Raw genomic sequence first — 13,135 nt, 5'->3', positions numbered from 1 at the left:
GGAGCCCCATGCGCACCCGCCACCGAGCACTGACCGCCCTCGCGATGGCCAGCCTCGTCGCCCTCCCCCTTGCCGCCTGCAGCGCCGAGACCGAGGAGAAGCCCACCGAAGCCGCCACGCAGGAAGCACCGCCGTCTCAGGATCCGGCCGACGCGACCCCGCAAGAGCGGGTCGACGCGTACTTAGACGCGTTCGACGCGGCTGCCGCAAAGGGGTGGGAGGACACGAGCTACAACTCCGAATACCTCACCCCTGACCTGGCCGAGCAGGCCGACAGCGTCGATGCCGAAAACCGCGATAGCGGGGCGACCATCGAAGGGGAACGAGAGCTCTCCAATTGGACGGTCCGCGAGCAGGACGAGACGAGTGTCGTGATTGAGTTCTGTCAGGACACCTCGAAACAGCGCATAATGCGCGACGGTCAGGACGGGGGTGAGGCGGAAGGTCTTGATGTCGGTAAGTTCACACTGACGCGTGACACAGCTGACGAGCCGTGGCTTATTGCGGAGAAGCAATTCTACCCGGAAGGAACAACGTGCGCCAAGCACTTCGCGTAGCCCAATGGCTCACGATTCTGGCCTGTACGTTCGTACTGCTGCTGACAATTATGCCGCCGGCACTGGCGACTAAGGACCCTGTAAACGTTGGCGGCAGCGATTCAACACGAATAGACGAAACCACAGTCACGGGCAGAGCGGTAGATCCGCCAGACGATCGAGAGGTCGACGATACGTCGTCCGATAAGGAAGAGTCCTCGGGTGACGGTACCGAAAAACCCTCTGTGCCCGCCGAAGACTCCGGCAACGACAATGATTCATCCACGGGAGCAGGAACTGGTTCCAACGAAAGCACCCGGGGGCAATCCGTATCTGCCGACGACGGCGAGAGAGCCAGCGTCCACGAGTACAATGACGGCAACCCAGCCACGATTGCCGTACCGGGCCTAGAAGACTCTTGGGCGACGGTCACTGAGGAAAAGGAAGACCTCAAAGAACTGAGAGCTAATTGCCTTCGCATCTCTTTAATTCCCCTCAGTCGCGATTGCATGGATCTCACCTCTTCCGCAGACGGTGATGACTCCGCGGACACAGACCCCTCCGGGGGCCCAGCAGCACGACCCTCCCCGGCCGAAGTCGCACAGACGGCCGTCTCTCAGATGCATTTGGTGGCTCCGCAGATTGCGTCGGCGCCGAACGATCCGGACACCCTCGGTGCGGTCGGACTGCCGGTATGGCTGTGGGTGGCCAATCCGGGCCCGACCACGACCGGCCCGAACTCCACCAGCGCCACCGCCGGCGATGTCACCGTCACCGCGACCGCTACGTTCTCTGGCATGACGATCGACATGGGCGATGGCACCACGATCGAATGCACCGGCCCCGGCACCGAGTACCCCGGCACCGGGATCGAGGAATCCCCCGATTGCGGCCACGTCTACGAGCAGATGAGCGATGACCAGCCCGGCGGACTCTACACCGTCAACATCACCGCTCACTGGGCCGTCGACTGGGAATCCAACAGCGGAGAAGGCGGACAGATCCCCGTCGACCTGACCACCGACAAACAGCTCCGCATCGGCAGCTACCAAAGCGTCGTCACCGACGTCACCTGAACCCCACTCGCGCATCACTCACCAACTGGAAGCCCTGATTGACGAGATCGACGACGGCTACGATCTTCTGCCCGAGACCGAATCCCTGATGTCCACCACCCCCGCGTCCCACCGGATAGCACTCTGAGGAGCCCCATGCGCACCCGCCACCGAGCACTCCCGAGCACCTATCGAGCGCCCGCGACAACCACCGACTCCGAGGAGACCCCGTGATCCGACACCGAGCACTCACCACGATCGCGATGGCCACCCTCCTCGCCGCCCCACTCACCGCCTGCACCAGCAACGCCGGCGAGGAGGGCCCCACCACCACGACCACCCAAGAAGCCCCGCCGACCGCAGACCCCGCCGACGCCACCGCCCAGTAACGCGTTGAGGCTTCCTTCGCTGCCTCCGACGCAGCCGCCGCCGATGGCTGGAAAGACTCCAGCTACGCCGACGAGTACTTCGTCCCCGAACTCGCCGAGGAGCAGAAGACGTTCGACGCTGAGCGCGCAGCTAAGGGGGCGGTCATCACCGGAGAGCGAGTCCTCTCCAACTGGACCGTCGTCGAGGAGACCGATACGACCGCGACCATAGAGTTCTGCGACGACACCACCGCACGGGAAGCAACTCAGAACGGGGAGCCGATAGAGGTCACCAACAAGGGCATCGCCGTCGGCAGGTTCAAGCTTGTGCGCGACGGCGAGACAGAACCCTGGATGATCGAGACGAAGGCGTACTACGACGAGGAAACGACATGCGACGCGCATTTCACCGCCTAATCACCACCGCGGCCGTCTCGACTGTCGCCGTCAGCCTCACCGCGCCAGCCCTAGCGGACCCCAGTGGTGGTATCACCGACGACAGCAGCGGGGGAGACAGCTTCATCAAGACCATCGCCACCGATGAAGGAAGCAACGACGGCGGAGGCGGCAGCGGAGACGGTGGCGGTGGCGGTGGCGACGAATCTTCAAGTGGCAGTGGCGAGAGCCCGCCCGCCGATGGTTCTTCCGGACCTCGGACTGAACGGGTAGACAATACGAAGCCCGAATCTGTGGATGGCTACAGTAGCGGAGCACCGAACTCGGCGCCTTCGAGGCCCCCTGACAACAGCGTTACTCTCCCCGATGGATCTACGGCCAGATACACCTCCGAAGGCGCGTACGTTCAGGGTCGGAACGGCGGCCCCACCGCATACGTCGACGGAATGACTCGACCCCAGGCTGAGCCAGCCGACCCGCAAGCGCCTGCCGCGCCACAACAGCCGGCCCCTCCACAACCTGCTGCTCCGCAGGTCAACCCAGCCGAGCTCGCACAGACCGCCGTCTCGCAGATGCACCTGACAGCACCGGAGATCGCGTCGGCGCCGAACGATCCGGACACCCTCGGTGCGGTCGGACTGCCGGTATGGCTGTGGGTGGCCAATCCGGGCCCGACCACGACCGGCCCGAACTCCACCAGCGCCACCGCCGGCGATGTCACCGTCACCGCGACCGCTACGTTCTCTGGCATGACGATCGACATGGGCGATGGCACCACGATCGAATGCACCGGCCCCGGCACCGAGTACCCCGGCACCGGGATCGAGCATTCCCCCGACTGTGGCCATGTCTACGAGCAGATGAGCGATGACCAGCCCGGCGGACTCTACACCGTCAACATCACCGCTCACTGGGCCGTCGACTGGGAATCCAACAGCGGAGAAGGCGGACAGATCCCCGTCGACCTGACCACCGACAAACAGCTCCGCATCGGCAGCTACCAAAGCGTCGTCACCGACGTCACCTGAACCCCACTCGCGCATCACTCACCAACTGGAAGCCCTGATTGACGAGATCGACGACGGCTACGATCTTCTGCCCGAGACCGAATCCCTGATGTCCACCACCCCCGCGTCCCACCGGATAGCACTCTGAGGAGCCCCATGCGCACCCGCCACCGAGCACTCCCGAGCACCTATCGAGCGCCCGCGACAACCACCGACTCCGAGGAGACCCCGTGATCCGACACCGAGCACTCACCACGATCGCGATGGCCACCCTCCTCGCCGCCCCACTCGCCGCCTGCACCAGCAACGCCGGCGAGGAGGGCCCCACCACCACGACCACCCAGGAAGCACCACCCACCACCGACCCTGCCGACGCCACCCCCCGGGAACGGATCGAAGCTTCATTTGACGCAGCAAATGCCGCAGCGGCGGATGGGTGGGAAGACACCAGCTATATCGACGAATTCTACGTGCCGGAACTGGCGGAGAAGCAACGAGCCGTCGATGCTAAAAATGCGGACACGGGGGCAATTATCACCGGTGAGACGCAGTTCTCCCACTGGACTGTAGTCGAGGAAACCGACACGACTGCGGTCGTGGAGTTCTGTCAAGATTCCAGCCAGCTGAAGGCGACCAAGGATGGCGAGCCTTTCGAGATTGAGAACCAGAACGGGGAAACTGTTGGTCGGTTTACTCTCGTTCGAGAATCCGATGATCAGCCGTGGATGATCCAGGAGCAGGCGTACTACGAGGAAGGGACGAAATGCAGCGAGCACTTCGGAGACTGACCGCCGTAGGCGCGACGGCCGGGGTCATCCTCGCCACAGCACCTGCATGGGCCACCGGCGAGGGAGATGAAGGAGGCGTGACAATCCACAACGAAGGTAGTGACGCATCAGCCAGTGCTGGTGCCTCCTCAGGTGGAGGCGGAGGCGGCAGCGGAGACGGCGGTGGTGGTGGTGGCGACGGCGGCGACGGCGACGGCGACGCCGGATCATCAAGTGGCAGTGGGGAGAGCCCGCCCACCGATGGTTCTTCCGGACCTCGGACTGAACGCGTAGACAATGCGAAGCCCGAATCTGTGGAGGGCTACAGTCGTGGAACGCCGGCTTCAGTGTCTTCGAAGCCTCCTGACAACACCGCCACTCTCCCCGACGGATCTACGGCCACATACACCTCCGAAGGCGCGTACGTTCAGGGTCGGAACGGCGGCCCCACCGCATACGTCGACGGAATGGCTCGACCCCAGGCTGAACCAGCCGACCCGCAAGCGCCTGCCGAGCCACAACAGCCGGCCCCTCCACAACCTGCTGCTCCGCAGGTCAACCCGGCCGAGCTCGCGCAGACCGCCGTCTCGCAGATGCACCTGACAGCACCGGAGATCGCGTCGACGCCGAACGATCCGGACACGCTCGGTGCGGTCGGGCTGCCGGTGTGGCTGTGGGTGGCCAACCCTGGACCGACCACGACCGGCCCGAACTCCACCAGCGCCACCGCGGGCGACGTCACCGTCACCGCCGCCGCCGCCTTCTCCGGGATGACGATCGACATGGGCGATGACACCACGATCGAATGCACCGGCCCCGGCACCGAGTACCCCGGCACCGGGACCGAGGAATCCCCTGACTGCGGCCATGTCTACGAGCAGATGAGCGATGACCAGCCCGGCGGACTCTACACCCTCAACATCACCGCACACTGGGCCGTCGACTGGGAATCCAACACCGGAGAAGGCGGACAGATCCCCCTCGACCTGACCACCGACAAACAGCTCCGCATCGGAAGCTACCAAAGCGTCGTCACCGACGTCACCTGAGCCCCCAGCGGCGCGTCACCCACCAGCTCGAAGCCCTGCTCGACGAGATTAAGCTTTCTACCCGAGCCAATTCCCCGATGCCCACCACCCCGCGTCCCACCGGGTCGCGCGCTGAGGAGCCCCATGCGCACCCGCCACCGTGCCCTGACCGCCCTCGCAATGACCAGCCTCGTCGCCCTCCCCCTCGCCGCCTGCAGCGGCGAGACCGAGGAAAAGCCCACCGAGGCCGCCGCGCAGGAAGCGCTACCGTCCCCGGACCCCGCCGACGCCACGCCGCAGGAGCGGATCGAAGCGTACTTCGAAGCCTCCGACGCCGCGGCCGCAGAGGGCTGGAAAGACGTGAGTTTTCACGAACGGTACCTCGTCCCCGAATTGTCCGAGAAAGCGCAAGCGGACGGCAAAAAGCGCGCTGAATCGGGGGCGACTATATCGGGTGAACGGCGCCTAACCAATTGGATCTCCGTTGAGCAGACGGACACGGGGGCCACCGTCGAGTTTTGTGACGACACCACCGAACTAACCGCGACGACGAACGGCGAGACCACTGACATTTCAAACTCCGGCAAACTTGTCGCCCAGTTCAAGTTGGTCCGCGAATCTGAATCCGGAATATGGCTGATCGAACAGAAGGGATACTACGACGCAGCGATTACGTGCGGAGCACATTTCGCTAATTGATGGTCGACATCACCGGATTCCACGCTTTGGCTCTAATTGTGGCCCATCTTCGGCAAAACCCACCCCTACACCCACGCCCGAGCCCACGCCTCCACCCACACAAAGCCCGGTAGAGGTCGACACGGGCGAGGACGGTAGCGGCACCGTAGAGGTGAAATCTCCAGTCCAGGCCAGCCCGGCAAGCCATCGGACACTGCCGAAGAACGACCTGACGGGGCGGGGGCGGCGACGCCAGCACCAGCAACAGAGAGAAGTACCCCCCGGATCGCACTCGGCGAAGCCCCCTGCGCACCCGCCACCGAGCACCTACCGAGCGCCCGCGACAACCACCGACTCCGAGGAGACCCCGTGATCCGACACCGAGCACTCACCACGATCGCGATGGCCACCCTCCTCGCCGCCCCACTCGCCGCGTGCACCAGCAACGGCGAGAACGATCCTCCCACCGCCGAGACCGCCACCCAGGAAGCACCCACCACCGACCCCGCCGACGCGACGCCGCAGGAACGCGTCAAAGCTTCATTCGACGCATCAGATGCGGCAGCGGCAGAAGGGTGGGAGGACACCAGCTACATCGACGAGTTCTTCGTCCCGGAGCTGGCGGAGAAGCAGCGGGCTGACGATGCTAAGCGTGCCGAATCCGGGGCGATCGTCACTGGCGAACGCAAACTCTCGCACTGGACGGTCGTCGAGGAAACCAATACGTCCGCGGTCGTCGAGTTCTGTGACGACACTAGTGCGCTACAAGCCACAAGGGACGGAGAACCCGTCGAGATCGCGAACAAGTACGGCCAGAGCGTCGGTCAATTCACGCTCGTGCGAGAGTCCAATGATGAACCATGGATGATCCAGAAGCAGGGGTACTACGAGGAGGGGACGACATGCGACGAACACTTCGGAGACTGATCGCCGTAGGCACGACGACCGGGGTCCTCCTCGCCACAGCACCCGCATGGGCAACAGGCGAGGGACAAGGACAGGAAGAGGGACAAGGACAAGAAGAGGGAGAAGGACAGGAAGAGGGGGAGGCAGAAGAAGAAGGAGAGAGTGGCCTGAGTATCTATGGCCTAGAGGGCGGTGATGCACTAGTCGGGGTTGACGCCAATACAGGCTGAATCGGCCCAGGTTTGATGCCGCTGCTGTTTGAGTCCGAGAGGATGGACAGCATGCCGAAGAAGATCGATCCCCAGCTGCGCGCGAGGTGCGTGCGGCTCGTGCGCGAGCACGCCCAGGAGTACCCCACCCTGACCGCGGCGACGGCCGCGGTCGCCCGCCAAGAGGGCGTCTCGCGGGAGTCCGTGCGGCGCTGGCTGGCCCAGGCCGAGGTCGACGACGGGTCCCGTCCCGGCACCACGACCGAAGAATCCGCCGAGGTCAAACGACTGAAGGCCGAGGTCAAGCGATTGCGGGAGGACAACGAGATCCTCCGCCGGGCCTCAATTTTCTTCGCGGGGGAGCTCGACCCCCGCAACCGCTGATCCTCGCCTTCATCGACGAGATGCGCGCCGAGGGCTATGCAGTCGAGTCGATCCTCCGCGTCCTGCGCCAGCAGGGCCTGGAGATCGCTGCACGCACCTACCGGGCCTGGAAACGGCCGGCCCGCATCGCTGCTCGCACCGTCACAGACGCTCTGGTCGAGGACAAGGTCCGCGAGCTTGCATGGAAGTTCAACCCGGTCACCGGGCAGGTGCAGATGACGCCGGAGGGCTTGTACGGGCGACGGAAGTGGGTTGCCTTGCTCCGCCGCCAAGAAGGCCTCGCCGGCACCTCCCGCGGCGCGGTCGACCGGGCCATGCGGACCCTTGGCCTCGAGGGCGTGCGGCGGGTGAAGAAGCTGCGCACCACCATCCCTAATCCGGATGGGAAACGTGCCGGTGACCTGCTGAGTCGTGACTTCACGGCTCCGGCTCCGGACCGGGTCTGGGTCACCGATTTCACGTATGTCCGGACGTGGGCGGGGTTCGTCTATGTCGCGTTCGTCGTGGACGTGTTCGCCCAGCGGATCGTGGGCTGGCACGCCAGCTCCAGCATGCGCACCGACCTGGTGATGACTCCGCTGCGGATCGCACTGTGGCAGCGCGACCGCGACGGAAACCCGGTCCCACCAGGATCTTTGGTAGCGCACAGCGATGCCGGGTCCCAGTACACCTCGGTCCGGTACACCGAGCACCTCGACCTCGAGGGCATTGCCCCGTCGATCGGGACCGTCGGCGACGCGTATGACAACGCCCTCATGGAGGGCGTGAACGGCCTGTACAAGACCGAGTGCATCCGCACCACGGTCTTCCACGCCGGCCCCTTCCGGACGCTCTCGGACGTCGAGTTCGCGACCGCCGGCTGGGTCGACTGGTACAACAACCGGCGTCTCCACGGCTCCCTCGGGATGCTCACCCCGGTAGAGTTCGAGACGCTCCACTACGAGGCCCTCGACCGAGAGCCCGAACCCGCAAAGTAGCGGCAGAGAACCTGGGCCGATTCAGGCGGAGGTAGCGACTCGTCCGACGGCAAAGACGAGTCCTCCGGAAGCAGCGCAGGCGGTGACGGGAGCCCGCCCGCCGAAGGTTCGTCCGAACCTCGGACTGAACCCGTAGACAATGCGAAGCCCGAATCTGTGGAGGGCTACAGTCGTGGAACGCCGGCTTCGGCGTCTTCGAAGCCTCCTGACAACACCGCCACTCTCCCCGACGGATCTACGGCCACATACACTTCTGAGGGCGCGTACATTCAGGGACGGAACGGCGGCCCCACCGCATACGTCGACGGAATGACTCGACCCCAGGCTGAGCCAGCCGACCCGCAGGCGCCTGCCGAGCCACAACAGCCGGCCCCTCCACAACCTGCTGCTCCGCAGGTCAACCCAGCCGAGCTCGCACAGACCGCAATCTCCGAGATGCACCTCGAGGCACCAGAGGTCGCCTCGACGCCAAATGACCCGGACACACTCGGCGCGGTCGGGCTGCCCGTGTGGCTGTGGGTGGCCAACCCCGGGCCGACCACGACCGGGCCGAACTCCACCAGCGCCACAGCGGGCGACGTCACCGTCACCGCGACCGCAACGTTCTCCGGGATGACGATCGGCATGGGCGATGGCACCACGATCGAGTGCACCGGGTCCGGCACTGAGCCTGGATCCGCCGGTCGGGTAGGCGGGTCGTGACAGCCAAATGCTCCTGTGGCCAGCGATAATGGGACTGTTCGAAGGTTCCATGACGCTGAGCAACAGGAGCACTGGTAGTGCGAGTATCCCATGATTTCTCTGCCGAGTTCGATGATGACAATCTGGTTGGTCGGGCGGGGCTGGTGCCGGTGATGGCGCTCGCGGAGTCGGCGGGCCTGCCGGGCCTGGTCGCCGAGCACGTCACGGTGCCGGGCAGCATCGGTTCCAACGCCGATGTGAAGGTCCCCTCCCTGGTCGCGGGAATGCTCGCTGGCGCCGACAGCATCTCGGACATGGACGTTCTGCGTCATGGCGGGATGGGCCGGGCGTTTACCGCGCGGCGGGCACCCACGACGCTGGGCACCCACCTGCGCGGATACACCTTCGGGCACGTGCGCCAGCTCGACGCAGTCGCCTCCAGGGTCCTGACCGGGCTGGCGGCCCGGGTGCCGGGCCTGTTGAGCGGTGGCGACCGGGTCGCGTTCGTCGATATCGATGACACGATCCGGGCCACCCACGGCTACGCGAAGCAGGGCGCCGGCTACGGCTACAGCGGGGTGAAGGGTTTGAACGCCCAGGTCGCGACCCTCTCCACGCTGCAGGCCGTGCCGGTGATCGCCGGGATCCGGCTGCGTCGGGGCGCGGCGGCCTCGGCCCACGGCACCGCGGCGATGATCGGCAGCGCGTTGGCCACTGCGAAGCGCGCCGGCGTCTCCGGGATGGTGACCGTGCGTGCGGATTCGGCCTACTTCCAGCACGCCACGGTGGCCGCGGCCCGCCGGGGCGGGGCCCACTTCTCGCTCACCGCGAGGATGAACCCGTCCGTGGTCGGGGCGATCTCTCGCATCCCCGAGGACGCATGGACGCCGATCAAGTATCCGCAGGCGATCTGGGAGGAGGCCGAGCAGCGGTGGATCTCCGATGCCGAGGTCGCCGAGGTCGAGTACACCGCGTTCACCTCCCGCAAGCAGGCCGAGCACGTCACGGCCCGGTTGATCGTGCGTCGCGTGAAACGCCTGAACCCACGCCACGGGCACAGTGAGCAGGGCGGGCTGCTGGATGCGTATCGCCACCACGCGGTGTTCACCGACTCACCGCTTTCGATGCTGGCCGCGGAGGCCTCCCACCGAGACCACGCGATCGTCGAGCAGGTCATCGCCGACCTCAAGGGCGGGCCGCTGGCTCACTGCCCCTCCGGGGTGTTCACCGCCAACAGTGCCTGGACCGTGCTGGCCGCGATCGCGTTCAACCTCGCCCGCGCTGCCGGGGTGCTGGCCTCGAGCTTCCATGCCCGCGCCCGCTGGCAGACCCTGGTCGATCATCTGATCGCGGTGCCCGCCCGGATCGCGAACCGCGCCCGCTCCTGGCGACTGCACCTACCGCGGAACTGGCCCTGGCACACGGCCTGGGAGAACCTCTTCGACACCACCCGGGTGATGATGACCTGACCAGCAGCGATCTGTCCCTACGAGAAGGAACCGAAGTGGAAATGCCGGGCAGACCGGCAGCACCCGCACGCCCTCACGCCGGCATCAGGGTCACTGCTCGACCGCAACCATCGAAAAGCACCCCGGAAACCCGATCGGCGCATCGAGGCTGAGTACCCAGGCACCGGGATCGAGGAATCCCCTGACTGCGGCCATGTCTACGAGCAGATGAGCGATGACCAGCCCGGCGGGCTCTACACCCTCAACATCACCGCACACTGGGCCGTCGACTGGGACTCCAACACCGGAGAAGGCGGACAGATCCCCCTCGACCTGACCACGGACAAACAGCTCCGCATCGGCAGTTACCAAAGCGTCGTCACCGATGTCACCTGAGCCCCCACTCGCGCTTCACTCACCAGCTGGAAGCCCTGATCGACGAGATCGATGACGGCTACGATCTTCCGCCCGAGACTGAGTCCCTGATGTCCACCACCCCCGCGTCCCACCGGATCGCGCTCTGAGGAGCCCCGTGCGCACCCGCCACCGAGCATTGACCGCCCTCGCAATGGCCAGCCTCGTCGCCTTCCCCCTCGCCGCCTGCGGCAACGAAGGCGAAGAGAAGCCCACCGAGGCCGCCACGCAGGAAGCGCCACCGTCCCAGGATCCCGCGGACGCCACCCCGCAGGAACGGATCGAAGCGTACTTCGAAGCCTCCGACGCCGCAGCCGCAGAGGGTTGGAAAGACTCCAGCTACGCCGACGACTACCTCGTGCCCGAACTAGCGGAGAAACAGAAGGCGGACGACGCCGAGCGAGCCGAGACCGGCACTGTGATCACCGGCGACCGCAAGCTGTCGGAATGGAAGATCGTCAACGAATCGGGTACCGCTGCAGAAATCGAGTTTTGCGATGATGCCACCAGGCTTGAAGCGTCGAAAGCGGGGAAGCCGGTCGGTCTTTCCGATGAAAGCCCCAAGCTGATCGCCGGATTCAAGTTGACTCGGGATCCAACTTCAGAACCCTGGATGATCCAGAAGAAGGGCTACTACGACGAGGGAACTTCATGCGAAGCCTATTTCACCGACTGACCGCGGGGCGGCTGCTACCGCACCTGACTTGGACCTCTTTAGTGACCCAGGCTCTGGCCGATGCCAAGGGCATCGGTGATCGCTCGAGCGTTGTCGGTGAGCTGGGGCTTGGCGGTGATCCGTTGGCCGGCGACGCTGATCGTGACGTCCTGGAGGGGTCGCAGGGTGCGGATGATCTTGCGGATGCTGAACCCGGTCCTGTCTTGCAGGTAGCGGGCGATCGCGAGCGCGGTGAAGACGATGGTGAGGTGGGCTTCGATGGCGTCGCGTGTGCGGTGAAACATGGGTCTGGCCTGCAGGTCGGTTCTGCTCATCCGGAATGACTGCTCCACGTGCCAGAGGTCGTGGTAGCTGGCGAGCACCTCCGCCGCTGGCATGATGCTGGCGGGGATGTTGGTGACGTAGCCCTTCAGTCCGGCCAGCTGCTGGGACCGTTCCAGCGACGCGATATCGAGTGCCCGGCCGGCGGCGGTGGTCTTCACGAACCGGGTGCCCTTGACCGGGGCGTCCCCGGCGATCACGGCTCGCGCCTTGTTCTCTTGCTGCGTGAGCGTGTAGTTGTCGTGGACGGCGCGTTTGCGGGAGTAGGACCAGATCGCGCGCCAGTGCCCGGGATGCGTCTCGGGATCCCAGACCGGCTCCTTCCGACGCTGCTTCGAGACGGTCTTGGTGTTGCCGTGGCGCGGGGTGACCGTGTCGATCAGCTGCCCGTCCTGGAACGCATCCCCGTTCCAGTGGAAGTGATTGGCCAGGTCACCGGGGGCTTTGACTGGTCGCGAGCCGACGATGACCTTCAGGCCCGCTTCGTCGAGGGCGGTCAGGTTGTTCATGGAGAGCATTCCGGCGTCGGCGACGACGACCATGTCTGCCAGGCCGTGGCGGGCCTGGAACTGTTTGACGATCGGCACGATCGTGAGGGTTTCGGCCTTGTTGCCCTCGTAGCAGCCGATCTCCAGCGGGAACCCGTTTCGGTCCACCAGTAGCCCGACCACAATTTGAGGATCCACCCTCCGCTCCTTGCTGAAACCAACTTTCCGCAGCTCGTCTTCCTTCGGAGCTTCGAAGTAGAGGGTGGTGACGTCGTAGAGCACCAGTGAGACGTCACCGCTGGTCCAGGCATGGGTGAAGCACTTCGTCGCGATCTGGTCGCGGTAGTCGCGCTGCTTGATCCGGGCCAGGCAGCGCTTCATCGTCGATCGGTGCACGGGTTGGATCCCGATGTCGTCCAACACGCGAGAGGTGTCGAGCATCGAGGTCGGCTCGATCAGCCTGGCGGCGATGAGTTGGAAGAACGCCTTGTCATCGAGGTCATCGAAGCCGAGAGCTTCCCACGCCATCGTGATCGCTTCGATCAGCAACCGCGAAGCGCTGGATTGGACCACCGCTGCCGGGTCCGACTCCGCGGGAAAGTCCAGGGCAAGTTCACCCTGACCTGCGTGAAGTTTGGCCTTGCCTGCTTCCATCAACGCTGCCAGTTCCGCTTTGGAGTGCGCGGATCCCAGATGCTCGAGGACCTTGTTGCGCCGGCCCTGCTTCGCGACGACCTGCACGGCCGTCGCACCGGACGCCGTGGTCACCTTCCTCAGAAACGGGCTCACAACCCCC

At 65.2% G+C, this 13,135-nt stretch carries 13 protein-coding genes; 12 read left to right on the top strand and 1 reads right to left on the bottom strand.

Annotated features, from left to right (window positions below; translation table 11 throughout):
- Positions 1-8 precede the first annotated feature (8 nt).
- The 12 genes from JOF44_RS01105 (at position 9) to JOF44_RS01050 (ending at position 11,530) form a co-directional block, all read left to right on the top strand.
- On the top strand, positions 9-557 hold the full coding sequence (locus tag JOF44_RS01105; RefSeq protein ID WP_209886312.1) for a hypothetical protein: 549 nt from the start codon (positions 9-11) through the stop codon (positions 555-557).
- Positions 536-1,612: a hypothetical protein gene (locus JOF44_RS01100; protein ID WP_209886310.1), complete on the top strand. Its 1,077-nt coding sequence runs from the start codon at positions 536-538 to the stop codon at positions 1,610-1,612. The genes JOF44_RS01105 and JOF44_RS01100 overlap by 22 nt, the downstream gene beginning before the upstream one ends.
- Positions 1,613-1,821: 209 nt before the next feature.
- Positions 1,822-1,980 carry a hypothetical protein gene (locus tag JOF44_RS01095; protein WP_209886308.1) on the top strand — a complete coding sequence of 53 codons (159 nt, stop codon included), beginning with the start codon at positions 1,822-1,824 and terminating at the stop codon, positions 1,978-1,980.
- A 371-nt stretch (positions 1,981-2,351) separates the two neighbouring features.
- The gene (locus JOF44_RS01090; protein ID WP_209886307.1) at positions 2,352-3,383 is read left to right on the top strand and encodes a hypothetical protein; all 1,032 of its coding nucleotides are present in this window, start codon (positions 2,352-2,354) and stop codon (positions 3,381-3,383) included.
- A 209-nt stretch (positions 3,384-3,592) separates the two neighbouring features.
- A complete protein-coding gene (locus tag JOF44_RS01085) occupies positions 3,593-4,150 on the top strand; it encodes a hypothetical protein (protein ID WP_209886305.1) in 558 nt (185 codons plus the stop codon).
- 572 nt (positions 4,151-4,722) lie between these two features.
- Positions 4,723-5,178 carry a hypothetical protein gene (locus JOF44_RS01080; RefSeq protein ID WP_209886304.1) on the top strand — a complete coding sequence of 152 codons (456 nt, stop codon included), beginning with the start codon at positions 4,723-4,725 and terminating at the stop codon, positions 5,176-5,178.
- Positions 5,179-5,301: 123 nt separating this feature from the next.
- Positions 5,302-5,856, top strand: coding sequence for a hypothetical protein (locus JOF44_RS01075; protein ID WP_209886302.1), 555 nt, complete (start codon positions 5,302-5,304; stop codon positions 5,854-5,856).
- Between the two features lie 348 nt (positions 5,857-6,204).
- A complete protein-coding gene (locus tag JOF44_RS01070; RefSeq protein WP_209886300.1) occupies positions 6,205-6,762 on the top strand; it encodes a hypothetical protein in 558 nt (185 codons plus the stop codon).
- A gap of 260 nt (positions 6,763-7,022) precedes the next feature.
- Positions 7,023-8,311, top strand: a protein-coding gene (locus JOF44_RS01065) for an IS3 family transposase (RefSeq protein ID WP_209886298.1) whose coding sequence is annotated in 2 segments (ribosomal slippage) — positions 7,023-7,296 and positions 7,296-8,311 — 1,290 coding nt in all. Because the reading frame shifts where the segments join, the coding sequence is not laid out codon by codon here.
- Between the two features lie 779 nt (positions 8,312-9,090).
- Positions 9,091-10,461 carry an IS1380 family transposase gene (locus JOF44_RS01060; protein ID WP_209886296.1) on the top strand — a complete coding sequence of 457 codons (1,371 nt, stop codon included), beginning with the start codon at positions 9,091-9,093 and terminating at the stop codon, positions 10,459-10,461.
- A gap of 207 nt (positions 10,462-10,668) precedes the next feature.
- Entirely contained in the window at positions 10,669-10,836 is a 168-nt protein-coding gene (locus tag JOF44_RS01055) for a hypothetical protein (protein ID WP_209886293.1), read from the top strand.
- A 136-nt stretch (positions 10,837-10,972) separates the two neighbouring features.
- Entirely contained in the window at positions 10,973-11,530 is a 558-nt protein-coding gene (locus tag JOF44_RS01050) for a BRO-N domain-containing protein (protein WP_209886290.1), read from the top strand.
- Between the two features lie 38 nt (positions 11,531-11,568).
- Here the strand turns inward: JOF44_RS01050 and JOF44_RS01045 are convergent, their stop codons facing one another.
- A complete protein-coding gene (locus tag JOF44_RS01045; protein ID WP_342591628.1) occupies positions 11,569-13,128 on the bottom strand; it encodes an IS1634 family transposase in 1,560 nt (519 codons plus the stop codon).
- Positions 13,129-13,135 lie beyond the last annotated feature (7 nt).

This window comes from Brachybacterium fresconis (assembly GCF_017876515.1).
GTDB lineage: Bacteria > Actinomycetota > Actinomycetes > Actinomycetales > Dermabacteraceae > Brachybacterium > Brachybacterium fresconis.
Note: the sequence above shows the minus strand (reverse complement) of the source record. Positions and strands in the feature narration are given on the sequence as shown.

Bases quoted from the DNA above. Each gene is read 5' to 3' on its own strand.
- JOF44_RS01105 (WP_209886312.1), top strand. From the start codon at position 9: ATGCGCACCCGCCACCGAGCACTGACCGCCCTCGCGATGGCCAGCCTC.
- JOF44_RS01090 (WP_209886307.1), top strand. From the start codon at position 2,352: ATGCGACGCGCATTTCACCGCCTAATCACCACCGCGGCCGTCTCGACT.
- JOF44_RS01080 (WP_209886304.1), top strand. From the start codon at position 4,723: ATGCACCTGACAGCACCGGAGATCGCGTCGACGCCGAACGATCCGGAC.
- JOF44_RS01075 (WP_209886302.1), top strand. From the start codon at position 5,302: ATGCGCACCCGCCACCGTGCCCTGACCGCCCTCGCAATGACCAGCCTC.
- JOF44_RS01055 (WP_209886293.1), top strand. From the start codon at position 10,669: ATGAGCGATGACCAGCCCGGCGGGCTCTACACCCTCAACATCACCGCA.